Raw genomic sequence first — 23,804 nt, forward strand, 5'->3', positions numbered from 1 at the left:
GGCGCGACTACCTCTATTGAGGGGAGCCATGGATCGAAGGAGATCCTCCGACTGGGCCGGGGATTACCTTCCGCCCTGTCGGGCTGAAGAAAAAATCCCGACTGTCCTCTGGCACGTCGGCGACATCAACCGATATCGACCATACGAAGCTCACCGCAATGGGTCACTGATGAGCCGGGATTTATTTAACGCGAGCTTGCGCCAGCCAAAGCCTCTGACTGCACGCCGCGACCACCCCTACTCCCGATGATGCACCTTGCCCATGCCGTACACCGGCGTGGGAATGCCTTCCAGGCGCGCCTTGAGCTGCAGGGCCAGGAACTGCGAGTAGTGCCGCGACTGGTGCAGGTTGCCGCCGTGAAACCACAGGTTGGGCTGGGCGGTGGGCTTCCACAGGTTGCGCAGTTCGCCTTCCCACGGCCCAGGGTCCTTGGTGGTGCCGGAACCCAGGCCCCAGCATTTGCCGACCTTGCGGGCGACTTTCTTCGAGATCAGCTTGGCCGCCCAGTTGCTCATGGAGCCAAAGCCGGTGGCGTAGACGATGAGGTCGGCAGGCAGTTCGCTGCCGTCGCTCAGCACCACGCCGTCGGGCTCGATTTGCTCAATGGTGACGCCGCTGCGCAGCTTGACGCTGCCGTTGGCGATCAGTTCGGAAGCGCCGACGTCGATGTAGTAGCCGGAGCCGCGCCGCAGGTATTTCATGAACAGGCCGGTGTCGTCTTCGCCGAAGTCCAGCATGAAGCCGGCCTGTTGCAGGCGCGCGTAGAAGTCGGCGTCGCGTTCCTTCATCGCCTGGTAGACCGGCACCTGGAATGGGCCGAGCAGACGGTAGGGAATGGAGGCGAAAATCAGGTCGGCCTTGTCGGTGGTGATGCCGTTGGCGAGCGCGGCCTCCGAATACAGCGCGCCCAGCCCCAGCTCCAGCAAGGAGTCGGAGCGCGCGATCATGGTCGAAGAACGCTGGATCATGGTGACGTCGGCGCCGTGCTCCCATAGGTCGGCACAGATGTCATGCGCCGAGTTGTTGGAGCCCAGCACGACGCAGCGCTTGCCGGCCCAGCCTTCGCCACCGGGATGCACGCTGGAATGGTGCTGGGTGCCGGCAAAGGTGTCGGCGCCGGGAATTTCCGGCACGCTGGGAAAACCCGACACGCCGGTGGCCAGGATCAACTGGGTGGGCCGCAGCACCTGCTTCTTGCGGCCGCGCTTGACCGTGACTTCCCAGGTCTGGGTGTCCTCGTCAAAGCGCGCGCGCTGGCATTGCGTGGAGGTCCAGTAATTGAGCTCCATGACCTTGACGTAGGACTCCAGCCAGTCGCCCATCTTGTCCTTGGGCGTGAACACCGGCCAGTGATCCGGAAACGGCAGGTACGGCATGTGGTCGTACCACACCGGGTCGTGCAGGCACAGCGACTTGTAGCGCTTGCGCCAGGAATCGCCGGCGCGGGCGTTCTTCTCGATCACCAGGGTCGGAACGCCCAGGCGCTTGAGCCGCGCCGCCAGGCCGATGCCGCCCTGCCCGCCGCCGATGATCAGCGCATAGGGCTGACGGGTGATGCCGAGTTCGGCCTCCTCGGCCTGACGCTGGTCCAGCCAGGTCTTGCGGCCTTTCTGCACGCCGTGTTCGGCACCGGGTTCGCGCCGATCGCCGACACGCTCCTCGAAGCCGACCAGTTCCTTCATCGTGGTGAGCAGGGTCCAGCAGCGCTCGCCCTTGAGACGGATGTGGCCGTGGCCGCGCGCCACGCCGGTGTCGAAGTCGATCCAGGCCTCGGTGACGCCGTCCGCGCTGCTGGCCTCGCCGACCACGCGCCAGTCGCGGGGTTGGACGTCGGCCAGGCGCGTATCGAGCATCGCCTTGATCGCCTTGCGGCCCTCCAGCGTCTTGATGTTCCAGGTGAAGGCGACCAGGTCACGCCAGCAGGCGTCGTCCTCGAACAGGCGCGCGGCGGCGGCGCTGTCGCCGGCTTCGAGCGCGGCCGAGAATTCGGTCAGCCACTGCGTGATCTGCTGGGTGGCGGTGTTGACGGGAGCGGAAGCGTCGGCGGGCATCTGGGTTCTCCTGTTTCGAAACCGCAAGGATCAGACGCGGATCACGCGGACACTCAGGAACAGCACAAGGTCCGATCCGCGTCCATCTGCGCAATTCGCGTCGAGGTGGTGTTGCTCAGCCGGGTCTGGCCGGATACCAGCGCTCGGGCTCGGGAAACACGAAACCTTCGGGAAAGTCGAAGATCTCCACCGTGGTGCCGATCAGGTCTTCGGTGCTGAAGTAGGCGTAGCGCACGCCCTTCCAGGTACCGGACTGGATCATCTTGCGACCGGCAGCGGCAAACTTCTCGAACTGCGCGTCGTAGCTCAGGCCGTTGCAGCTCTGGCCGACGTGATGCACGCCCTCACCATGGCTTTCGATGAAATCCGTGTAGATGTTGGGGCCGTCCAGCGGCTGGATGACCTCCCACATCATGGTGCCGGAGGTGGCCAGCGCCAGGCGCATCGAATAGCGCGCCGGCTCGCCCATGTAGGTCTGATCCCGCACGGTCTCGGGGCTGAAGGTGTACACACGCCAGGGCCCGATGCCCATCCTGACGAAGCCTTCAAGCGTGCGTTCAAGCTCCTGCGTGACCACGCAGACCTGGATGGTGTCACCGAGAAAACTGTTGGACAGGCTGGCCTCGCCCGTTACCGTGACCGATGCGCTCATGGGGGTCGCTCCTCCAGTCGTTGCGCCCCTGTACCCGGGGTCTGCCTGGAAGGCTAACAGCCGGGGGCCGGACCCGACATCGCGGGACAGCCCTCAGTGCCGATCGGATCAGAAGCGGCGCCCGAGCGAGAAGCCTATCCCGGAGACCTTGTCCGATACGGTTATCTCACCGCCGCCGAATTCAGCCGGGATGGAATTCTCGCCGCGCACCGAGCGCTTGGGCGTGTCGAACGCGAAGGCCGAGACTTCCCACTTGTCGTCGATCTGATACGTGGCGCCCACCGAATAATTGGTGCTGGTGGTGAGGCAGCCCAGCACCGCGAACAGCGTCTCGGAGCGCTGCACGATGACGGTGTTGTAGGTGTAACCCGCACGCAGCGTCAGCTTGGGCGTCGCCTGCCAGCCGACACCGATCTTGTAGACGTTGGCATCGTCCAGGCCGAAGCCGGGACCGTTATCGGAGCCCAGCAGGTTGCCTTCCGCGAGCTTTTCGATCTTGTTACTGAACGCCGGCTCCTTGCTGTACGCCTGGTGCTGAAATTCCAAGGCCAGGGTCCAATTCCTGATCGGCGTCAGCGTCACCCCGCCGCCGTAGATCGCTGGCAGTTCCAGCCGCCCGCCCTCGGCGACCAGACCGCGGTAATCCTCGTGCTTTTCGGTCCAGCTCTTGCTGCGATAGGCCACGCCCGCGGCCAGCCAGGGGGTGAGCTGACCGTGCCAGCCCAGCGAGAATCCCACCGAGAACGCGCCGTCCTTGCCCTGGTTGGTCACCTTGCCGGGCGCGCTGGACACGGCCGGATCATCCAGGAACTGCAGGCCCTTGAGCTCCAGCACCTGGTAGCCCACGTTGAGACTCGCGCCCACCGTGTGCTGCTTGTTGAGCTGGTAGGCCAGCGCCGTGACCACACTGGACGATGCCAGCCCCAGGCTCACCCGCGAGGAACCGCCAAAGCGCTCGTAGGGACTGCCGTCATAGTCCGGACCCAGACCGGCGCTGAGCACGGTGACGCCGAAGCCCAGACGGTCGCTCAGCCGTCGGGAATATCCGCCCTGCGGGATGGCGTAATACGTTCTGCCGTCAGAGGCGAAGCTTTCGTCGGGACCGGCGGCGTTGCCGTCGTAGGTCGCCACGGCTTCGGCAGCGAACAGGTCGACGCCCACATCGAACCGATGGCCGAGCGCGAGCGCGTGGGCCGGATTGGCGCCGAGCGCCGTGGTTTCCTCGGCAAAGCTATAACCCACGCCGCCCATGCCCATGGACTTGATGCCGTTGCCATGTTCGAACACGCCCACCGTGGCCTGCGCTGCAAAAGGGCTGCAGAACGCAATCAATGCCGCGCACGACGCCAGCCGATCAGGTTTCATCGGAAATATCTTGTTGAGTGGAGTCTCAATAGTGTGCAGTCGTGAGCCCACTCTGTCAGCCGGGGGGTTTGTCCTAATGGAAACTGCCCAGGGGGGCTGCCCGGGCAGATGCACAAAGCATGGCAAGCCTCAGATGCCGTCAAAAACGGCAAAGTCTTGCAGTCCCAGGCGCCGCGTCTGCAAGCGGTTGACCGGCGCGTCCGGGTCCGCGTATCCGATCGCCATGCCGCAGAACAGCATCCATTCCTCCGGCGGCTTCAGAAATTTTGCGACGGTCTGCGGATAGACCGACCAGCATTCCTGCGCGCAGGAATCGATGCCGCGCTCCTGCAGCAGCAGCATCAGCGTTTGCAGATACATGCCCAGGTCCGACCATTGCGGGCGACCCATGCGCCGGTCCACGTAGCAGAACAGGGCGGCGGGCGCGCCGAAGAACTCGAAGTTTCGCGCGAACTGGCGCAGACGGCCGGCCTTGTCCTCGCGCGGGGTGCCCAACAGGGCATACATCTCCTCGCCCACCACGTAGCGCTCGGTCCGGTACGGCTCCCACAGGTTGGGCGGATAGATTTCGTAGTCGGTGGGCTCGCTGGTGGGGCCAGTGGTCAGGCGCTGACGCATGAGCTGCTTGAACTCCGCCAGGGGCTCACCGCCGAGTACATACAGACGCCAGGGCTGCAGGTTGCCGCCGGAAGCCGAGCGGGCGGCGAGCTGCAGCGCCTCGCGCAGCACCGCGCCATCCACCGGGCGATCCAGAAAGGCGCGAATGCTCTTGCGGCTGCGTACGGCTTGGCTGACGTTCAATCGGTGCTCCGATGGCTGAGGGATGGGGGCGGGCGACAAAAGAAACCTGAAACTTTCACGCAAAGACGCCAAGTCGAAGACACAAGCACGCAAAGAAAACCAAAATGCTTTTTTCCTCTGCGTGCTTTGCTTCATCTTTACCTTTGCGCCTTTGCGTGAAAGTTTGTGGCTTTCCCAGTGAGGGCGAAACATTGCAGCGAGTCGGGGGCTGAACTGTAACGCGGACCCTGCCCTCGCCAAGGCAGTAAAATCGTCGACCGCCTTTCGCGGCGCGCGGCCTGCGCGCCCTTCGCCCGACCCTACGATGCCTGATTCTCCGGTTACACCGCCCGCCGCACCGCGACCCCTACAGACCGTTCCGGAATCGGCGCTGGCACTGCAGGCGGTGACCTTGGCGCAGGCCAGCAACGCGCCGGTGCTGGCGGTGGCCGGCAACGAGCAGCAGGCCTACCGGCTGGAAGGGGCGCTGCGTTTCTTTGCTTCGGATCTGTTGCCGGTGCTGCACCTGCCGGACACCGAGACGTTGGCCTACGACCCGTTCTCGCCGCACCAGGAGCTGCTGTCTGATCGCATGGCCGCGCTCAACGCGCTGCCCGGCCTGCGTCGCGGCATCGTGCTGGTCACCGCCGACGCGCTGATCCAGCGTCTGCCGCCGCGCAGCTTTCTGGATGCACGCTCGCTGCTGTTGCAGACCGGCCAGAGCCTGGACGTCATCAGTTTTCGCGAACGCCTGGTCGCCGCCGGCTACGCCGCGGTCGGCGAGGTGCAGACCCAAGGTGAGTTTGCGGTGCGCGGCTCCATCGTCGACCTGTTTCCGATGGGATCGGACACCGCCTACCGCGTCGATCTGTTCGACGACGAAATTGAAACCATCCGCAGCTTCGACCCCGAGACGCAACGTTCGGTGGACAAAGTCGAGACCGTGCGCCTGCTGCCGGCGCGCGAGTTCCCCACCGACAAATCAGGCATCGACACCTTCCGCCGTCGCTACCGCGAGTATTTTCCGGGCGACCCCGCGCGCTCGCGCATCTATGCGGAGGTCAGCCGCGGCTTTCCGCCCGGCGGCATCGAAGCCTGGCTGCCACTGTTCTTCAATGACACCGCGCAACTGATCGACTATCTGCCCGCCGGCATGCGGGTGTTGGCACTGGCCGACCTGCAGGCGGCGCTGGCCACCGACTGGGCGCAGATCCAGGACCGTTACGAGCGTCTGTGCGGCGACATCGAACGGCCGTTGATGAAACCGGTCGACCTGTTCTGCGAGCCGGCGCAGGCATTGCAGTCGCTGGAGGCCTTCGCGCGCGCGCAGGCCGGCGGAGCCGGCGGCATCCTGACCGCCTCGGGTGATGGCGTTTACGCCCTGCCCGGCGGCGCCGAGGCGGTGCGCCAGCACTTGGCCGCCAGCACCCGCCGCGTGCTGTTCGTCGCCGAATCCCCGGGGCGTCGCGAGGCCCTGCTGGACTGGCTCAAACCGCTGGGTGTGCTGCCGCGCGTGCACGAGCGCTGGTTCGACTTCATCGCGGGCCGCACAGCGGCAGCGGGGCACAGCCAGACCGTCGGCGGCGCGGCCCGCGGCGACGACTCCCGCACCCGCCGCTCCGCGGACACCGTGTCGTCGTCGCACAAGAACAAGTTCGGCATCACCCTGGGACCGCTGCAGGAAGGTCTGGTGCTGGAGTCGCTGAACGTCTCGGTGATCGCCGAGCCGCAGGTGTTCGGCAGCCGCGCGCCGGCCGAATCACGCAAGCGCAGCAACAAGATTCGCGATCCCGAAACCATCCTGCGCGATCTCTCCGCGTTGGCGATCGGCTCGCCGGTGGTCCACGTACAACATGGCGTGGGCCGTTATCGCGGCCTCACGCGCCTGGACGCCGGCGGCGTCGAGGCCGAATACCTGGTGCTGGAATACGCACCGCGCAGCGGCAGCACACAGCCCGACAAGCTCTACGTGCCGGTAGGCTCACTGCAGCTGATTCACCGCTACACCGGCGCCGAGGAGGCCACCGCACCGCTGCACAGCCTGGGCACCGAACGCTGGGCCAAGGTGCAGGCCAAGGCCCGCGAAAAAGCCCAGGACGTGGCCGCCGAGCTGCTGCAGATCCAGGCGCGTCGCGCGGCCAAGCCGGGCATGAAGCTGGCACTGGACGACAGCGACTACAAACTGTTCTGCGAAGGCTTTCCGTTTACCACCACGACCGATCAGCAGAAGGCCATCGACGCCGTGCTGGCCGATCTGATGGCGCAGAAGACCATGGACCGAGTGGTGTGCGGCGATGTCGGTTTCGGCAAGACCGAGGTGGCGCTGCGCGCGTGCTTTGCGGTGGCGCGCGCCGGTCGCCAGGTGTGCCTGCTGGCGCCCACCACCCTGCTCGCGCAGCAGCACGAGAAGAATTTTCGCGACCGCTTCGCCGACTGGCCGATCCGCGTCGCTGCCCTGTCGCGCCTGCGCACCTCCAAGGAGCAGACAGAGATTCTCAAGCAAGTGGCTGCTGGCAGCGTCGACATCGTCATCGGTACCCATCGCTTGCTGCAGCCGGACGTGAAGTTCAAGGAGCTTGGCCTGGTGGTGGTGGACGAGGAACATCGGTTCGGCGTGCGCCACAAGGAGCGGCTGAAGAACCTGCGCGCCGAGGTCGATCTGCTCACGCTCACCGCCACACCGATTCCGCGCACGCTCAACATGAGCCTGTCCGGCCTGCGCAATCTGTCCATCATCGCCACGCCGCCGGCTTCGCGAATCGCCATCAAGACCTTTGTGGTCGAATGGGACCGCAATCTGGTGATCGAAGCCTGCCAGCGCGAGTTGCGCCGCGGTGGGCAGGTGTACTTCCTGCACAACGAAGTCTCGGACATGGAGAAGTTCAGCCGCGACGTGCAGGAGATGATTCCCGAGGGCCGCGTGCGCTTTGCTCACGGCCAGATGCGCGAGCGTGAGCTGGAACAGGTGATGCTGGACTTCTATCACCAGCGCTTCGACATCCTGGTATGCAGCACCATCATCGAATCGGGCATCGACGTGCCCACTGCCAACACCATCCTGATCGACCGCGCCGACAAGCTCGGTCTGGCGCAGCTGCACCAGCTGCGCGGCCGCGTGGGGCGTTCGCACCACCGCGCCTATGCCTACCTGTTCGTGCCGTCCAAGCGCGCCCTCAGCGGCGACGCGGAGAAGCGCCTGGAGGCCATCGAAACCCTCGGCGATCTCGGCTCGGGCTTTGCGCTGGCCACCCACGACCTGGAGATTCGCGGTGCCGGCGAGCTGCTGGGCGAAGACCAGAGCGGCCAGATCGAGGAAGTGGGTTTCACCATGTACGCCGAGCTGCTGGCGCGTGCAGTGAAAGCGATCCAGCGCGGCAAGCTGGACGACACCCCGTTCGGCCTTGCCGCATGCGAGGTGGACCTGGGTGCCTCTGCCCTCATTCCGGACACCTACGTGCCCGACGTGCACATGCGCCTGGTGCTGTACAAGCGCGCCTCGGAGGCGCACACGCAGGAGGCGCTGGACGAACTGAAGGTCGAGATGATCGATCGCTTCGGTCTGCTACCGCCGCAGGCCGAGCGCCTGATCCAGGCCGCGCAGGTGCGCATTGCCGGCGAGGCGCTGGGCCTGTCCAAGGTGCGCGCCGGCGCCAAGAGCGCGGTGCTGGAATTCGGCCCCGAACCGCGCATCGAAACGCCCAAGCTCATTCGCTTGATGCAGGCGCAGCCGCGCGTATACAAGCTCGAAGGCGCCAAGCGTCTGCACATCAACGCGCCGCTGGACCCGCCGGAGACCCGCGCCGAGCTGCTTCTGAGGCTGCTCGATACACTGCTGCCCAAGGCTGCCCCGACCTGACAACCATGCTGGAACCGACACCTGACGATGAATCTCGCACGCGGCATGGCTGTTCCCTCATCCACCGTATTTGGCTTACCGTGGAACGTCGCTGGCAGTCCACGGAGCGGGACTGAGTCGATGTCAGTCACACTTGAGTCAAATACCTCCGCAATCGGCTCCCCCTCTCCCACGGCGCGGGCGAGGGCGTGTCGGCATCTCGCTCGGCGAGATTCGCGATTACGTTCATGAGCCCGATGCCCCGAACCGTGGTCCGACGCCGCCTTGCAACGCGCCTGCTGCTGCTCCTGACCTGTCTGCTGCCGCTGCCGGCGCTGGCCGACACCTGGCGCGTCGATCTGTTGGTGTTCCGCTACCTGCGCCCGGTCGACGAGCAAGGTCTGACGCCCGCACCGCCCAATCTGCGCAACGCCATCGAACTGGACGACACCGCCGCACTCAGCCGTGCCGGCATCACCCTGTTGCCGGAATCCGAGTTCGCGCTGGCCGATCACTGGACGCAGTTGCGGCGCAGCGCACAGTTCCGCCCCCTGATCCGACTGGCGTGGACGCAGAACGATCCGCCCTCTGCCAACGGCCCGCGCCTGCGCCTCAAGGGCGGCGAAGAACTGGTGGTCGCCGACGAGTCCGGCATGGGCGCGCGTCAGTTCAACGAGATCGACGGCAGCGTGGCCCTGCACCTGGGCCGCTTTCTGCACCTGGACACCGACATGGTCTACACCGCGCCCGGCGCCGACGCCACGTCCTGGACGCTCTCCGAGAGCCGGCGCATGCGCAGCGAGGAACTGCATCATCTGGACAGCCCGCGCCTGGCTGCCATCGTGCGGGTGGTGCGCTGGGGGAGTTCGCCGTGAGACCTGCGGCCTGAGCCGATGCGCACGACTCCGCCCATTCGCGTGCGCAACCTGGTCGCCGCGTTCGGCGACAACGTAGTGCTGCGCGACGTCAGCCTGGACGTGGCCGCCGGCGAGATCCTGGTAATCATGGGCGGCTCGGGCTCGGGTAAGAGCACCCTGCTGCGCCACATGCTGGGCCTGCTCAAGCCCGTCTCCGGCGACATGGAGTTGCTGGGCATCGATACCGCCAGCGCCACCGACAAGCAGTGGATGGCGTTGCGCCGCCGGATGGGCGTGGCGTTTCAGAGCGGCGCGCTGTTCTCGTCCATGAACGTGGGCGACAACATCCGTCTGCCGCTGCGCGAACGCACCGGCCTGGATCCGGAAACCATCGACATCATGATGCGGATCAAGCTGGACGTGGTGAACCTGCCGGGTTGCGAAGACCTGATGCCGGCCGAACTGTCCGGCGGCATGATCAAGCGCGCCGCACTGGCACGCGCGCTGATCATGGACCCGGAGCTGCTGTTCCTAGACGAACCCAGCGCCGGTCTGGACCCGGTGATCGCGGCCTCGCTGGACGAGCTGCTGCTGCAACTGCGCGATGCCACCGGCATGAGCGTGGTGGTGATCACCCACGAACTGGAAAGCGCGTTCAAGATCGCCGACCGCATCTGCGTGCTCGACCGCGGCGAGGTGATCGCCCTGGGCACGGTCGACGAGGTGCGCAACTCCGACTCCGAGCGCGTGCAGGCTCTGCTGACGCGCAAGGTGGAATCGCCCAAGTTCGAGCCGCAGGCCTATCTGCAGCAGTTGATCGGCGCAAGCTCGGCGCGGCGGGTGAACTGAGAATCCCGACGATCAGCGCATTCATTGACCTTCGATCTCACGCATCACGTCCCGCATCTGCCGACCGGTCGGCGTACTGACGTTATCGCCGGTACGGGACGCGCCCAAGCCCTGCATGTTGGAAAAGAACTTGGCGATTGAAACCTGCTCAAGCACCTTGGCATAAGTGTTCGCTGGCGGCGGCAGCTTGGCGGCGAAGTTGGCGACCGCGCCGAACAGCGCATCGAAGGCCTGTGCGGCCTTGTCCTGGTTGTGTTCGGGCTTTTTGACCCAGGTGTTGAGCACGCCCAGCGCATCCGATAGCTGGCACAGTGCCTGCAGATCGGTAGCCGCGCCTGCCGCTGTTGACACCGACGCATGCACTTTCTCGATTGCACTGGCGGCCGTCTGCAGCTTGCTCTTGACGTCGGTTGCGACCTTCACGAACGAGGCAACCTGGCTGGCGTTTTCAGTGATGGTCTTGGCGCGTTCGAGCAGCGCGGCAGCGTCCTTGACGTTGGCCGTGCAAAAGCCGAGCTTTGACTTCAGCGCAAAGTACGCCTCGTCAAGGATGTTCGTGTGTGGCATTGGGGGGTCTCCGGCAAGGCGAGTAGCAGGGTGGTTGGACGGCTAAGCGATGCGATCAATGATCGGGGCCGCCCACGCTCCGCACATCCCCAGAACATGGGATCGGCTCGGCAGGACCGTGCGTCCGGTCACACCTGGCGCTTGCTACCATCGCCACGCAACCCTGTTCCGTCCGGCCGGTTTCCAATCCGGCGCACTCCTTCCCGCGGCATGTCCGAATTCCTCAAACGCTGGCGCAGCGGTCGTAGACGGCACTCGTTCGAGGCGCTGATCGAGCCGCATATCGAGCACCTGTACCGGGTGGCGTACCGGCTGACCCGCAACGAATCCGGCGCCGAGGATCTGGTGCAGGACGTGCTGATCAAGCTGTTCCGCATCCAGGGTCAGGTCGCCAGCCTGCAGCAGCCGCGCCCGTGGATCGCCCGGGTGCTCTACCGCGAGTACGTCGACCGCTGGAGACGCGAGCGTCACGCCCCGGTGAACTTGTCGGAAGTCGAAACTGCCGACGGGGCCGGCACCCTCGCCGACAACGAACCCGACCCGCAGGCCAACCCGGAGCAGGCCGCCATCGAACAGCAGCTCGGCGAGCAGCTGACCGCGGCGCTCGAACGTTTGAGCGACGACCATCGCACCGTGCTGCTGTTCCACGACGTCGAGGGTTACACCATGGACGAGCTGTGCACGGTGCTGTCGCTGCCTCTGGGAACCGTCAAGTCGCGTATACACCGGGCACGCGCACGGCTGCGAGAGACGCTGCGCGATATGGATGAAACCTTTTCCGTGACCGGTACGTGGTACAGCGCAAGATGAAGGACATGGATTGCCGCGCGTTTTCGAACCAGTTGGACGAGTCGCTGGACGGCACGCTGACGGCTGAACGCCAGCGTGCCATGGACGCGCACGAACGCACCTGCGAGGCCTGCAGCAGCGCTGCGCACATGGCGCGGCGGGTAATGGCCGGCCTGCGCGCCCTGCCCGCGCCGCCGTCTGCACGTGCCGGTTTTGCCGCCCGTGCACTGCGTCATGCGCGGCGGGCCTCCCCCGAATGTCCAACCGATCGGTCGGCCTGGCGCGATGGCGCGTTCGCGCTCAGCGGCGCCGCGGCCGCCGGCCTGGGCATGGCGGTGGTGTTGTGGAACCAGACCGGTGATTCCACCGAAGCCACCACCGTCGAACTGCCGGTGCTCGAAACCGTCACCCTGACCGAGGGCGAGGTCGAATCGCTACGCATGCGCATCGACGCACCGCGGCATTTCGATGGCGTGCGTTTCAGCGTGGAACTGCCCGAACAGGTGTGGCTGGCGGAGCAGCCTGGTATTCGCGCCATGACCTGGGAAGGCGAACTGCTGGCCGGCGAAAATCTGCTGGAGCTGCCGCTGATGGCCCTGGCCGGCGCCAACGGCACCGTCACCGCGCGAGTCACCTGGGGCGATCAGGAGCGGCGCCTGCAGGCGCAGATCGTCAGCGTGGCACCGGTGCTGGAGCTTGACCCTGCTGCGGGCGGCAGTGGTCGGGGCACCTGACGTGCGCAGAAGGACCAAGTCTTCGCGCCGGTGGATTGCAGTCTGCTTCTGTCTGGCCTGGCTGTGGCCGCAATCCACTTCTGCTGCGCCGGTGTCGCTGGAGCTGCCGATGCAGGCGATCAGCCGCAACGACACCCCCAGCGTGCCGGTGGTGCCATCCGATGGCGATGAGGTCTCCGCCGAAGATCGGCTGTCGTTCGAGTCGCGTCGTCGCAAGAGCGGGCCGGAATTTCCCGGACCGGCCGGGCCGCCGATGGCCTCCGCGCGCGAAAGCGGCCTGGTCGAGCGGACGCTGATGGATGCCGCCAACGTCATCAATTCGGTCGGCGCAACCGAGCTGCCCTTGCTGGCGCCGGCGCGATGAAAACAGCATCGCCGGCACCGTTTGCCACCCACCTGCTGCTGGCAGCGACGCTGAGCGGTGCGCTGGCGAGTCTGCCGGCCTGGTCCAGCGAGGCACAGCAGTTGGACCTGACCATGGAAGTCATCGGCAAGGACGAGCGTCTGGACGAGCGCGTGGTCAATCGCATCGCCATTCCCGGCGTGCGCTCCGGCCCGGTCAGCGGCGACCGCGCCGAGGCGGCGGCGCAGGCCCGCCAGCAACGCCAGGACGCTTGGCAGCAGCGCCGCGAGGCCGCCCGCCAGCGCGCCGACTCCGCGCGCGAGCGATTCCAGGAACGTCGCGAGGAACGTCGCCAGGAACTTCGAGACTCCCGGCAGTGATGCCCGGCTCGGTACTGCTCGGCGCATGAGGTCGGGGCCGTGGCAGCGAGCGTCGATCGCGCGACGATACCGTCTGACACTTGAGGCGGACATCGGGTGGCGGCGTCTGGCCCGGACGCTGCTGATCGCGATCGCGCTGATATCACCGGCTCATGGTCAGGAGCCGGACCCCTTCGATGTCGGCATCGAACACACGCGCGCCGGCCGTTTCGACCTGGCGTTGCAGCGCTTCGAGCAGGCGCGGGCCCAGGGTGACGACAGCCCGCGGCTGCATTTCAATCTGGGTGTGGTGCATTACCGGCTCGGTCACCATGATCGCGCGCGGCGGGCGTTTACCGCGGCGTCCCAAGACCCCGAACTGGCCGACCTGGCGCACTACAATCTTGGGCTGGTGGAGCTGGCGGCCGGGCACGAGACCGCCGCGCGTGGCTGGTTCCGGCTGACCGTGGAGCGCGCCGCCGACCCGGGCCTGCGCGAGTTGGCGCGCAGCGCGCTGGGCCAGCCGTCGGCGAACCAGGCCAGTGCCGTGCAAACAGGCCTCCAGGTCCTGCGAGGTCACGACAGCAACGTGATCCTGCCGGTTGGCGCGATCGCCGATGCCGCCACCTCCACCCAGGATCATTACTGGGATCTTCGTGCGGGCGCGGCCGGCTCGCTGGCAGGCTGGGTCGACGGCCTGGGCTATCACCTCAACGGCCTGCTGATGGCTTACGACGAGTTCGACGATGCCGATCTGGGCGCCACCGAAGCCGGCCTGGACTGGCGCGGACCGTTCACCATGGAGTTCAACGTCGGCGCACTGACGGTCGGCGATCGCGGCTACCAACGCAGCATGGAACTGCGCGCCCTGGCGCCGCTGATCGAAGGCGAGTCCGGAACCTTGCAGGCCGAGGCCAACGCCACGCGGCTGGACGCTCTCAACGACAACGCCGAGCCGGTCGAAGGCTGGCAGTACGGCCTGGGTCTGGGCTACCAGCACCGCTTCGAGTCGGTCTATCTGCAGGCCAGCTATCGCCATCTGGAGAACCGGCGGCGCTCCAGCGCCCTGTCGCCACCGCAGGACCTGGTGCAACTGCGTGCGCTGGCGCGCTGGGGACGCTGGTCGGCACGGGTATGGACGCGCTACCTGCACAGTCGTTACGAGGCGGATCGGCGCGACCGTGCGTTCGATGTCGGCACCACACTGGGCTGGGCGCCCTGGGCCTGCTGCGAGGCCCTGCTGGAATTCACCCGTCAGGAGAACGACTCCACCGAGTCGGCCTTCTCCTATGTCAGCGAGCGGTTCGGTCTTGGACTGCGCCTGCAATTCTGACTTTGCGTCGAGCTCCGACCTGCGCTGCTCGGGTGCAACACACAGCGGGTTTCGCGCGTCCGGCACCCGCACCTTTGCATGGCCGGGATGCGCCCCGGTTTCGATCGGCGGGGGCGACCGGTCTGCATCAGAAACATGATCGACTGATCAACTCGCGCGCGTGATCGGAGGCGAACCGGATCGAGTCATCGCGGGAACCAAACGCCGCGAAGTTGCGTGAAGAACCCTGAGGAGTTCGCTGGTGGCATCGGCGAAAAGCTCGTACCCATTAACGACCGAAAAGGATCATCACCATCATGCTTCGCAAACTCGCCATCGCTACGCTGCTCTGCACCGCCATGGGCACCGCCAACGCCGCGCCCGCCGGTACCGGCATCGGCCGCATTCCGGTTCTGGGCCCGCTGGTCCAGGGCCTGTTGCCCGGCGGCACCGCCTACATTCCCATCGTCGGCATTCCGATTCCGCTGCTGTCGACCGAGCCATTGCTGGGTCTGATCAATCCGCTGCTCAACGGTCTGCGCGGACCCTTGCTGACCTTTGGCGGCCCGGTGATCGACAACCTCCTGACCCCGCTGGTGGTGCTGGCCAATCCGGGACTGAGGACCAACCCGCGGCTTGCGGTGGCGGCGGCCAGCGCGCGGAGCCAGCCAGGAACCACGCTGCCCGGGTTGCTGCCTGCGACACGCTAGCCTTACGCCGCGCTCGCGGGAGCACCGATCTCCCGCGAGCGCGACACGATTTCCCGATCGCCGCCGGTGGCTCCCCTTCTCCGTAGCAGCCGGCGGCACTTTTTGGGCTCGCCCCCTATTCCCTGAAGCCGGAGTTTTCAAGGCGCCCGTGGCAGAGACCGGGTTGGCGACCACTTTGGAAAAACGACCGCGAGACGCCGACGAGCCGCCGGTCGGCTGGGTCGCGACGCCCCGCCACCAGCACCCACGACTGGCGACGAGCCTGCGGCTAAGATGCCGCGTCTCTGGAGTCCAGTCCCCATGTCCGTCTCGCGTCTGACCTGCTGCCTGATCCTGTTGTCGGTGCCCGCGATCGGCTGGGCGGAAACTATTTCCAACGCGGGCAAGGGCTATTCGTTCACCGTCCCGGCCAACTGGCGGATGGCGCATCCGGACTTCACCCTGACCGGCCCCACCGGCGCCTCCCTGACCGAATCCAGCCTGCATCCGGCCGGCACCCGCAGCCTTGAACACATCAGCAAGACCGCGGGCATGATCGCGTGCATCGGCGCCGACTATCAGGACACCCTGGAACGCTTCGAACTGGGTGGCGAAAATTGGAAGGGCCTGGTCTCGGTATTCAAGGAACCCATGCGCGGCAACCGCCACCCGCGTCACGTGCTGCAACTGGTGGCGCAGCATGGCGAGAATTTCCGCCTGTTCTACCTCGCGGTTCCCAGCCAGGAGTGGCTGGGCGACCGCAATGCGGCCAGAGCACTGCTGGCGGCGCTGCGTTTCGATTAGCCTGCGTTTCTCACAGGTCGCCGGAGAATCCCTCGCCATTGCCAGTCCGCACAAAGTTCTTCGACTTCGGTACCGAAACGGACTGTCGAGAGATCCTCCGGCCATCGCTCGATCCCCCTTCGAGAAATTCAGGCTAGCGCCGGGGCGACGACAGCCCGCTACACTTCCGGCCCTCGCCTTCTTCAACCGGAACATCTCGGGCCGCACCGCGTTCGCCGCGGCGCCCGACCAGGACATCGACCGCGCATGAGTGCCCAGATCATTGACGGCAAGGCCGTCGCCGCGCGTCTGCAACGCGAGCTTGGGCTGGCGGTCAAGACGCGCCTTGAAGCGGGTTTACGCGCTCCGGCGCTGGCCACCGTGCTGGTCGGCCAGGACCCGGCCTCGGAAATCTACGTGCGCAACAAGCGCCGCACCTGCGCGGCACTGGGTATCCGCTCGGTGCCGGTGGAGCTGGCAGCCGACGTCGATCTGCCCGCCCTGCTCGCCGCCGTCGATGCGCTTAACGACGACGATGGCATCGACGGCATCCTGGTGCAGCTACCCCTGCCCAAGGGTATCGACGCGACGCCGGTGATCGAACGCATCCGTCCCGACAAGGATGTCGACGGCTTTCACCCCTACAACCTCGGACGCCTGGCGCAACGCCAGCCGGTGCTGCGGCCCTGCACGCCGTTCGGCGTGATCGAGCTGCTCGGCAGCACCGGCGTGGATCTGCATGGCCTGCGTGCCACGGTGGTCGGCGCCAGCAACATCGTCGGTCGGCCGATGGCACTCGAACTGCTGCTGGCGGGATGCACCACCACGGTTTGTCATCGCTTCACCCGCGCGCTGGACGAGGAAGTGGCGCGCGCCGATGTCGTGATCGCCGCCGTGGGGAAACCGCAGATGGTGCGGGGAGACTGGATAAAGCCCGGTGCGATCGTCATCGACGTCGGCATCAACCGCCTGCCCGACGGCACGCTGTGTGGCGACGTGGAGTTCGCTGCGGCCGCCGAACGCGCGGCCTGGATCACACCGGTACCCGGTGGTGTCGGCCCAATGACGGTGACCATGCTGATGGCCAATACGATCAGCGCAGCGCAGATGCGCGAAGCGTCGCTGCGTGCGATCTGAGAAATATTTTTCGGACGCGGGTGAACGCGGATCAGGCAACACCTAGTCGCGTAGCCCGGGTGAAACCGGGGGATTGTCTCCGCGAGAAGCAGAAGCCCCGGGTTGCACCCGGGCTACGACGCTTTTTGATCCGCGTTCATCCGCGCGATCCGCGTCAGAAGTCATGCTCGCGGGCTACCCCATCAACCGCTGGATACCTGCTGCGTAGTCCCCCTGCAACACGCCGCGCTCGCACACGATGGCGTCGATCAGCCCGGCTGGGGTGACGTCGAACACCGGGTTCCAGGTCTGCATGCCGGGCGGCGCAATGACCTTGCCCTGCACTTCGGTCAGTTCGCGTGCGCTACGTTCCTCGATGGGAATGGCCTGCCCGTCCGCGCACCCCGGATCGAAGGTGCCGCTAGGCGCCACCACCATGAACCGGGCACCGTGATGACGCGCGGCGATGGCCAACGCATAGGTACCGATCTTGTTGGCGGTGTCGCCATTGGCGGCGATGCGGTCCGCACCCACGATCACCCAGTCGATCTTGCGACTGCGCATCAGGTGGGCGGCGGCACCGTCGGCAATGAGCTTGGTGGGGATACCGTCGCGCAGCAGCTCCCAGGCGGTCAGGCGCGCGCCCTGCAGCCACGGTCGGGTTTCGGTGTTGTAGACCTGCGCCAGCTTGTGCTGCTGCCACGCGCTGCGGATCACGCCCAGCGCGGTGCCGTGCCCGCCGGTGGCCAACGCACCGGTATTGCAATGGGTGAGCACCTGCGAGCCCGGCTCGATCAGCGCTGCGCCGAGTTCGCCCATGCGCAGGTTCTGCGCCAGGTCCTCGTGGTGTATGCGCTGTGCTTCCTGCAGCAGCGCGGCAGCGTCGGTGGTGCCCAGGCCGCGCATCCGCTGCAGCGCCCAGCGCAGGTTGACCGCTGTGGGGCGGGATTGCGCAAGCACCCGCTCGGCGTCGTCGTAATCACGCTGCGCGGCCGCATCGAGCGCCAGGCCGTAGGCGGCCGCAATCCCGATCGCCGGTGCACCGCGCACCGCCATGCCATGGATGGCCGCGGCGACGTCGGCGGCGCTGTGGCACGCCACCCAGACCTCGCGCAACGGCAGTTCGCGCTGATCCAGCAGGCGCAGCACACCGGCGTCCCAGACGATGGGCTGGATGCCTTGATTCTGAACGAGGAGGCTCATGCGGGAGTCACTGGGGCTTGCCGGTAGAATGACAAGGATTCTACCGACCGCGCACGAACATCCCGTGGCTGATCCAACGACGACACAAACCATCGACCTGCTGGTGATTCCCGCCGCGATCGTGCCGGCGGAGCCAGCCGGCGTGGTGCTGCAGGACCATGCGCTGGCGGTGGACGCCGGTCGTATCGTCGCGGTCCTGCCGGTCGCCGAGGCGCGGCTGCACTATGCGCCGCGCGAGACCCGCGAACTGCCGCAGCACGCGTTGATGCCCGGCCTGGTCAACGCGCATACCCATCTGGCGATGACGCTGCTGCGCGGCCTGGCCGACGATCTGCCACTGATGGACTGGTTGCAGAACCACGTGTGGCCGGCGGAAGGCCAGCACGTGTCGCGCGCGTTCTGCGTGGACGGTGTGCGCCTGGCGACGGTCGAGTCCATCCGCGGCGGCGTCACCTGCGCCAACGATATGTATTTCTTTGCCGACGCCACCGCCGAGGTCTGCGGCGCCGCCGGGCTGCGCGCCGCGGTGAACCTGATCGTCATCGATTTTCCCACCGCCTGGGCGGCCGGACCGGACGAGTACTTTGCCAAGGGCATCGCGGTGCACGATTCGGTGCGCGGCAACCCGCTGCTGCGCACGATGTTCGCCCCGCACGCACCCTACACCGTCAGCGACGGCCCCTTGCGAAGAGTGCGCGCCTACGCCGACGAACTGGGCATCGGCATCCACATGCACGTGCACGAAACCGCGTTCGAAGTGGCCGAAGCGGTCAAGCAGAGCGGTCAGCGGCCCTGGCAGCGGCTCAAGGAGCTCGGTCTGCTGGGGCCGGATTTCGTCGCCGTGCACATGACCCAGCTCAGCGATGAGGAAATCACGGAGGCAGCCACCTACGGCGTGCATGTCGCCCACTGTCCGGAATCCAACCTCAAGCTGGCCAGCGGCTTCTGCCCGGTGGCGAAGCTGCTGGACGCGGGCGTCAACGTCGCGCTGGGCACCGACGGTGCGGCCTCCAACAACGACCTCGACCTGTTCGGCGAAATGCGCACCGCCGCGCTGCTGGCCAAGGGCGTGTCCGGCAGCGCGCAGGCCTTTCCGGCCGCCCAAGCCCTGCATGCCGCCACGCTTGGCGGCGCGCGTGCGCTGGGCTGGGACGCCGAGATCGGCTCGCTGGTGGCGGGCAAGTCCGCTGACTTCATCGCGGTACAGATGAACGCCGCGCATCTGACGCCCTGTTATAACTTGGTGTCCCATCTGGTCTATGCCGTCGGGCGCGGCGACGTCAGCGATGTCTGGGTCGCCGGCCGCGCACTGATGCGCGAGCGGCGTCTGCTGACCCTGGACGAAACCGAGGTGCTGGCCAAGGCCGTCGAATGGCGCCAACGCATCCGCAACTGAACAGTCGCGACTCATGACCAACGTCGACACTTCCGAGATCGCCCATTTCGATCGCCTGGCTTCCACCTGGTGGGACCCCAAGGGCGAGATGGGGCCGCTGCACGCGCTCAATCCCCCAAGGGTGCGCTTCATCGATCAGGCTTGCGGCGGACTAAAGGAGAAGCGCGCGCTCGACGTCGGCTGCGGCGGCGGAATTCTGAGCGAGGCGCTGGCGGCACGCGGCGCACAGGTCACCGGCATCGACCTCGCTGAAGCCGCGCTGGAAGTGGCGCGTCATCACGCGCACATCGGCGGGCTCAGCATCGACTACCGCCTGAGCGCGGCCGAGGCACTCGCCACCGAGGCACCTGCCAGCTTCGATCTGGTGTGCTGCCTGGAAATGCTGGAACACGTCCCTGATCCGGCCAGCGTGGTGCAGGCCTGCGCGCAACTGGTCAGGCCCGGCGGCGACGTGGTGTTCTCCACCATCAACCGCAATCCCAAGAGCTTTGCGCTGGCCATCGTCGGTGCCGAGTACGTGATGGGCCTGATCCCGCGCGGCACCCACGAGTACGCCAAGTTCATCCGCCCGTCCGAACTCGCCGAATGGTGTCGTCACGCCGGCCTGCAGACGCAGCTGCTGCGAGGACTGCGCTACAACCCGCTGCTCAAGTCCGCCAACCTGGCCGACGACATCGACGTGAATTATCTGATGCACGGTCGGCGCCCCGCATGAGCGGCATCGCGCAAGCCTGGCTGTTCGACCTCGACGGCACCCTGGCCGATACCGCGCCGGATCTCGGCCATGCCGCCAACCAGGTGCGGGCCGAATGCGGCCTGCGACCGCTGCCGCTGGCGGACTATCGCAGCGTCGCCTCGTCCGGCGCGCGCGGACTGCTCGGCGTGGCCCTGGGCATGACGCCCGAGCACCCCGACTACGCGCCGCATCGCGACAGCTTTCTGGCCCATTACCGCAGTCAGCTGGCGCTGCATACGCGACTGTTCCCCGGCATCGCCGAATTCCTGCTGGCGCTGGAACTGAAGCACCTGCGCTGGGGCGTGGTCACCAACAAGGCGGCGTGGCTGACCCATCCCCTGATGGAGGCCCTGGGCCTGGGCACCCGCGCGGCCTGCATCATCAGCGGCGACAGCACCCCCAACCCCAAGCCCGCGCCCGACTCGTTGTTTCTGGCCTGTTCGCAATTGCACCTGAAGCCGGCCGACTGCGTCTATGTCGGCGACGACTTGCGCGACATCGATGCAGCGCGCGCCGCCGGCATGCCCTCGATCGCTGCCGGCTGGGGCTACCTCGGCGATACGCGAATCCAGGACTGGCCGGCGAATCATGTCGTGGCCAGCGTCGCAGATCTGCGCACCCTGCTGGACGCCTGACACCAGCGCCCGACTCGGCGAGGTCCGCCGACACACCACCGGAACTGCCATGGACACCGACTTCAGCTACAGCCCCGCTTCCGATCTGCTGCAGGAGCGGGTGATCCTGATCACCGGGGCCGGCGGCGGTCTTGGCGGCGCGCTGGCACAGGCCTGCGCCGCGCTGGGCGCCACCGTGGTGCTCAGCGGCCACACCGTGCGCAAGCTCGAAGCCACCTACGACTGCATCGTCGAGGCCCGCGGGCCGCAGCCGGCGATCCTGCCGATGAACCTGATGACCGCGACCTGGGCCGAGTACGAAGCCTTCGCCGCCTCGCTCGAACAGAACTTCGGCCGCCTCGACGGCCTGGTCCACGCGGCTGCGCACTTCAAGGGCTTTTCGCGGCTGGAGGACCTGGAACCGCGCGAATGGCTGGACAGCCTGCAGGTGAACCTGACCGCCCCCTATGCCCTGACCCGGCTGTGCCTGCCGTTGCTGCGCAAGTCGGCGGATGCCTCGGTGATCCAGGTCACTGACGAAGGCGGCCGCAAGGTACGCGCCTACAACGGCATCTACGGCATCGCCAAGCGCGCCGCCGAGGCATTGGCCAACGGCTTTGCGCTGGAGCTCAAGCACGAGGCCAACCTGCGGTTCAACACGGTGGATCCCGGACCGATGCGTACCGCGCTGCGCGCCCGCGGTTACGCCGCCGAGGTCCTGCACGACGTGCCGCTGCCGGAGACGCGTCTATCGCGTCTGCTGTGGCTGCTCGGTGGCGACGCCCGCGGCATCAGCGGCCGGGCTTTTTAGGCGGCCTGCGCGCAGCACCCGGCTTGCCCCCGGGCCTGCCTCCGGGCTCGGACGGTGATCGCGGCCCGGACTTGGCCGCAGCTCTGGAATCCGCTCCGCCCTGGCGCTGCGAGGAGCCCATGGAATCGCCCTTCACCGACGGCGCCCGACCTCGTCCCTTTGCATGCCCGCCGCCCGCGCGAGACTCCCGGCGGCCGCCGCCGGGCGTAGACGAGGCTGGCCGGGAAGATTCCGGCGCACGTCGGGCGGCCCGATCGGCACGCTCGAAACGCGGTGGCGGCACCGGCTCTTCCGCCACCGGGCGCGCACGCCGCGACGCCGCGCGGCCAGGCTTGAACGCCGCGCCGCCAGCTTCGCCCACCGAACCTGCAGCCGAAGCGGTGCGGTGCTTGCTGCGACCCGCAGACTGCGGTCGCGCATCTCGCGCCGGAGCGGGCTTGCGGGGCTCGTCCCGGGCCTCGGTGCGCGTGCCTGCCGGCCGCGCTCGCGACGGCTCCGATGCATTTCCGCGCACAGACCCTGCGGTTGCGCGCTTACCAGCGGGCACCTGCCTCACTTCCACGTCGTCGTCGATCTCGCCACGCGACCGCCGCGGTACGCTGCGCTTGGCGCCGCGAGCTGGCGCGGGCAACGGCGACATGCGCACTGCCTGCAGAAGCGCGTTCAACTCCTCGGCCGTCGCCTCGCGATAACTGCCGGCCTTGATGCCGCGACCGAGCACCACCGGGCCGTAGGCGATGCGGATCAGGCGGCTCACCTGCAAGCCTTCGGCTTCGAACAGGCGCCGCACGATACGGTTGCGCCCCTCGCCCATCGTCACCTCGTACCAGCGATTGGCGCCGCCCGGCTCGCCGACTTCGAGGTCCGGCGGATCGACGTCGACCAGCTTCTCGCACCGGGCCGGGCCGTCGTCGAGCTGCACGCCGGACAGCAGCCGCCGGCGGATGTCGTCGGTCAATTCGCCCAGCACGCGCACCGCGTAGACCCGCTTGATCTCGAAACTGGGATGGGTCAGGCGCCGCGCCAGTTCGCCATCGTTGGTCATCAGCAACAGGCCGGAGGTGTTGATGTCCAGCCGGCCTACCGCAATCCAGCGCCCGGTCTCCAGTTCCGGCAGCTTGCGGAACACAGTACGGCGACCTTCCGGATCGTCGCGCGTCACCAGCTCGCCGGTCTTCTTGCGGAACAGCAGCACGCGCGGCGCCGCTGGCTTGCGCGCCAGTGCCACCAACCGGCCATCCACCCGCACATGATCGTCGTGCGCAATCTTCTGCCCGACCTCTGCCGGTCGGCCATTGACGGTGATACGGCCCAGCGCGATCCATTCTTCGACCGCGCGACGGCTGGCGATACCCGCGGTGGCCAGCAGTTTCTGGATGCGTTCGCTCATGGACTGACAAGACGTGGAAAGACTGCAGGATCGACATCTTCGCATGAGGTCGCGCCGCGCCTGGCGGGTTGCATGGCTCGCGCAGGGACGAAAGGACACAAGCTTCAGCGGCTTCGGGCCGCCCATCCGGCGCCGACAGCGCGTACGATAGTGCCATGTTGCGCCGCTTGTTCGCCCTGTTCTTCGTCATCGCCAGCCTGACCCCGCAGGCCGGAACCGCGTTTTCCTGCCTGATGATGGGCGGCCCGCCGCAGCAGCACTGCTGCTGCGATCCGGACGAGGTCGCACCCGCAAACCCAGACGCAGCGCAGCAAGTCGGCTGCTGCCAGCCGGTGGTTGAGATCGCCGCCGGCCCCGGCGACCACAGCGGCGGTCTGCCCGCCGGCGCCAAGCTGCCGGACTACCAGCCCCAGGCGGTGTCGCCGGTCCTGGCGCCGGTGCTACTCGCCTTCGTGCTGCCGTCCCAGGTCAATGACCCGGGCTGGTACGTGCCTCGCGATCACGGTCTCTACGGGACCGATCTGTATCTGCGCACGCAGAGATTGCGGCTGTAACTGCCGCGCTTCGACCGG

General features: G+C 66.9%; 23 protein-coding genes. 16 read left to right on the forward strand and 7 right to left on the reverse strand.

Translation table 11 applies throughout. The features are described 5' to 3' along the window. Positions 1-237: 237 nt before the first annotated feature. The 4 genes from ACOOHP_RS12110 to ACOOHP_RS12125 form a co-directional block, all read right to left on the reverse strand. A complete protein-coding gene (locus ACOOHP_RS12110; RefSeq protein WP_420466678.1) occupies positions 238-2,052 on the reverse strand; it encodes an NAD(P)-binding domain-containing protein in 1,815 nt (604 codons plus the stop codon). Between the two features lie 115 nt (positions 2,053-2,167). Next, on the reverse strand, positions 2,168-2,704 hold the full coding sequence (locus ACOOHP_RS12115; protein WP_420466679.1) for a VOC family protein: 537 nt from the start codon (positions 2,702-2,704) through the stop codon (positions 2,168-2,170). Between the two features lie 108 nt (positions 2,705-2,812). Continuing rightward, positions 2,813-4,069: an OmpP1/FadL family transporter gene (locus tag ACOOHP_RS12120; protein ID WP_420466680.1), complete on the reverse strand. Its 1,257-nt coding sequence runs from the start codon at positions 4,067-4,069 to the stop codon at positions 2,813-2,815. Positions 4,070-4,198: 129 nt separating this feature from the next. Then, positions 4,199-4,870: a nitroreductase gene (locus ACOOHP_RS12125; RefSeq protein ID WP_420466681.1), complete on the reverse strand. Its 672-nt coding sequence runs from the start codon at positions 4,868-4,870 to the stop codon at positions 4,199-4,201. 304 nt (positions 4,871-5,174) lie between these two features. On the opposite strand from ACOOHP_RS12125, the gene mfd reads away from it, so the two are divergent. The 3 genes from mfd (at position 5,175) to ACOOHP_RS12140 (ending at position 10,390) form a co-directional block, all read left to right on the forward strand. Next, a complete protein-coding gene (mfd, locus tag ACOOHP_RS12130) occupies positions 5,175-8,705 on the forward strand; it encodes a transcription-repair coupling factor (RefSeq protein WP_420466682.1) in 3,531 nt (1,176 codons plus the stop codon). 236 nt (positions 8,706-8,941) lie between these two features. Continuing rightward, on the forward strand, positions 8,942-9,559 hold the full coding sequence (locus tag ACOOHP_RS12135) for a CsiV family protein (RefSeq protein WP_420466683.1): 618 nt from the start codon (positions 8,942-8,944) through the stop codon (positions 9,557-9,559). An 18-nt stretch (positions 9,560-9,577) separates the two neighbouring features. Further along, positions 9,578-10,390, forward strand: a complete 813-nt coding sequence (locus ACOOHP_RS12140; RefSeq protein WP_420466684.1) for an ABC transporter ATP-binding protein — start codon at positions 9,578-9,580, stop codon at positions 10,388-10,390. 21 nt (positions 10,391-10,411) lie between these two features. Here ACOOHP_RS12140 and ACOOHP_RS12145 read toward each other — a convergent pair whose 3' ends face one another. Then, complete coding sequence (locus tag ACOOHP_RS12145; protein WP_420466685.1) at positions 10,412-10,957, reverse strand: hypothetical protein; 546 nt, start codon at positions 10,955-10,957, stop codon at positions 10,412-10,414. 210 nt (positions 10,958-11,167) lie between these two features. Here ACOOHP_RS12145 and ACOOHP_RS12150 point away from each other — a divergent pair, with 210 nt between their 5' ends. From ACOOHP_RS12150 to folD, 8 genes are all read left to right on the forward strand, one after another. Then, positions 11,168-11,767 carry an RNA polymerase sigma factor gene (locus ACOOHP_RS12150; protein WP_420466686.1) on the forward strand — a complete coding sequence of 200 codons (600 nt, stop codon included), beginning with the start codon at positions 11,168-11,170 and terminating at the stop codon, positions 11,765-11,767. Continuing rightward, on the forward strand, positions 11,749-12,480 hold the full coding sequence (locus ACOOHP_RS12155) for an anti-sigma factor family protein (protein ID WP_420466687.1): 732 nt from the start codon (positions 11,749-11,751) through the stop codon (positions 12,478-12,480). Before ACOOHP_RS12150 ends, ACOOHP_RS12155 begins: the two co-directional genes overlap by 19 nt. Position 12,481: 1 nt before the next feature. Beyond that, positions 12,482-12,844, forward strand: coding sequence for a hypothetical protein (locus ACOOHP_RS12160; RefSeq protein WP_420466688.1), 363 nt, complete (start codon positions 12,482-12,484; stop codon positions 12,842-12,844). Beyond that, positions 12,841-13,203, forward strand: a complete 363-nt coding sequence (locus ACOOHP_RS12165) for a hypothetical protein (protein WP_420466689.1) — start codon at positions 12,841-12,843, stop codon at positions 13,201-13,203. Before ACOOHP_RS12160 ends, ACOOHP_RS12165 begins: the two co-directional genes overlap by 4 nt. 25 nt (positions 13,204-13,228) lie before the next feature. Beyond that, on the forward strand, positions 13,229-14,515 hold the full coding sequence (locus ACOOHP_RS12170) for a tetratricopeptide repeat protein (protein WP_420466690.1): 1,287 nt from the start codon (positions 13,229-13,231) through the stop codon (positions 14,513-14,515). 296 nt (positions 14,516-14,811) lie between these two features. Continuing rightward, positions 14,812-15,204, forward strand: coding sequence for a hypothetical protein (locus tag ACOOHP_RS12175; RefSeq protein WP_420466691.1), 393 nt, complete (start codon positions 14,812-14,814; stop codon positions 15,202-15,204). 300 nt (positions 15,205-15,504) lie between these two features. Then, positions 15,505-15,987, forward strand: a complete 483-nt coding sequence (locus tag ACOOHP_RS12180; protein ID WP_420466692.1) for a hypothetical protein — start codon at positions 15,505-15,507, stop codon at positions 15,985-15,987. A 246-nt stretch (positions 15,988-16,233) separates the two neighbouring features. Next, positions 16,234-17,103, forward strand: a complete 870-nt coding sequence (folD, locus tag ACOOHP_RS12185) for a bifunctional methylenetetrahydrofolate dehydrogenase/methenyltetrahydrofolate cyclohydrolase FolD (protein WP_420466693.1) — start codon at positions 16,234-16,236, stop codon at positions 17,101-17,103. A gap of 174 nt (positions 17,104-17,277) precedes the next feature. On the opposite strand, the gene mtnA is transcribed toward folD, so the two are convergent. Next, entirely contained in the window at positions 17,278-18,285 is a 1,008-nt protein-coding gene (gene mtnA, locus ACOOHP_RS12190) for an S-methyl-5-thioribose-1-phosphate isomerase (protein WP_420466694.1), read from the reverse strand. Between the two features lie 64 nt (positions 18,286-18,349). Here mtnA and ACOOHP_RS12195 point away from each other — a divergent pair, with 64 nt between their 5' ends. Genes ACOOHP_RS12195 through ACOOHP_RS12210 form a run of 4 tightly spaced genes read left to right on the forward strand, consistent with a single transcriptional unit; the run spans position 18,350 to position 21,842 of the window. After that, entirely contained in the window at positions 18,350-19,681 is a 1,332-nt protein-coding gene (locus ACOOHP_RS12195) for a TRZ/ATZ family hydrolase (protein ID WP_420466695.1), read from the forward strand. 13 nt (positions 19,682-19,694) lie between these two features. Continuing rightward, complete coding sequence (gene ubiG / locus ACOOHP_RS12200) at positions 19,695-20,396, forward strand: bifunctional 2-polyprenyl-6-hydroxyphenol methylase/3-demethylubiquinol 3-O-methyltransferase UbiG (protein WP_420466696.1); 702 nt, start codon at positions 19,695-19,697, stop codon at positions 20,394-20,396. After that, positions 20,393-21,052 (forward strand): HAD family hydrolase, encoded by a 660-nt coding sequence (locus tag ACOOHP_RS12205; protein ID WP_420466697.1) that lies wholly within the window; start codon positions 20,393-20,395, stop codon positions 21,050-21,052. The genes ubiG and ACOOHP_RS12205 overlap by 4 nt, the downstream gene beginning before the upstream one ends. A gap of 49 nt (positions 21,053-21,101) precedes the next feature. After that, positions 21,102-21,842, forward strand: a complete 741-nt coding sequence (locus tag ACOOHP_RS12210; protein WP_420466698.1) for an SDR family NAD(P)-dependent oxidoreductase — start codon at positions 21,102-21,104, stop codon at positions 21,840-21,842. On the opposite strand, the gene ACOOHP_RS12215 is transcribed toward ACOOHP_RS12210, so the two are convergent. After that, a complete protein-coding gene (locus ACOOHP_RS12215; protein ID WP_420466699.1) occupies positions 21,823-23,232 on the reverse strand; it encodes a pseudouridine synthase in 1,410 nt (469 codons plus the stop codon). The genes ACOOHP_RS12210 and ACOOHP_RS12215 overlap by 20 nt on opposite strands. A gap of 155 nt (positions 23,233-23,387) precedes the next feature. Here ACOOHP_RS12215 and ACOOHP_RS12220 point away from each other — a divergent pair, with 155 nt between their 5' ends. Continuing rightward, positions 23,388-23,786: a hypothetical protein gene (locus ACOOHP_RS12220; RefSeq protein ID WP_420466700.1), complete on the forward strand. Its 399-nt coding sequence runs from the start codon at positions 23,388-23,390 to the stop codon at positions 23,784-23,786. Positions 23,787-23,804: the final 18 nt, after the last annotated feature.

The organism is Panacagrimonas sp. (assembly GCF_965216805.1).
GTDB lineage: Bacteria > Pseudomonadota > Gammaproteobacteria > Nevskiales > Nevskiaceae > Panacagrimonas.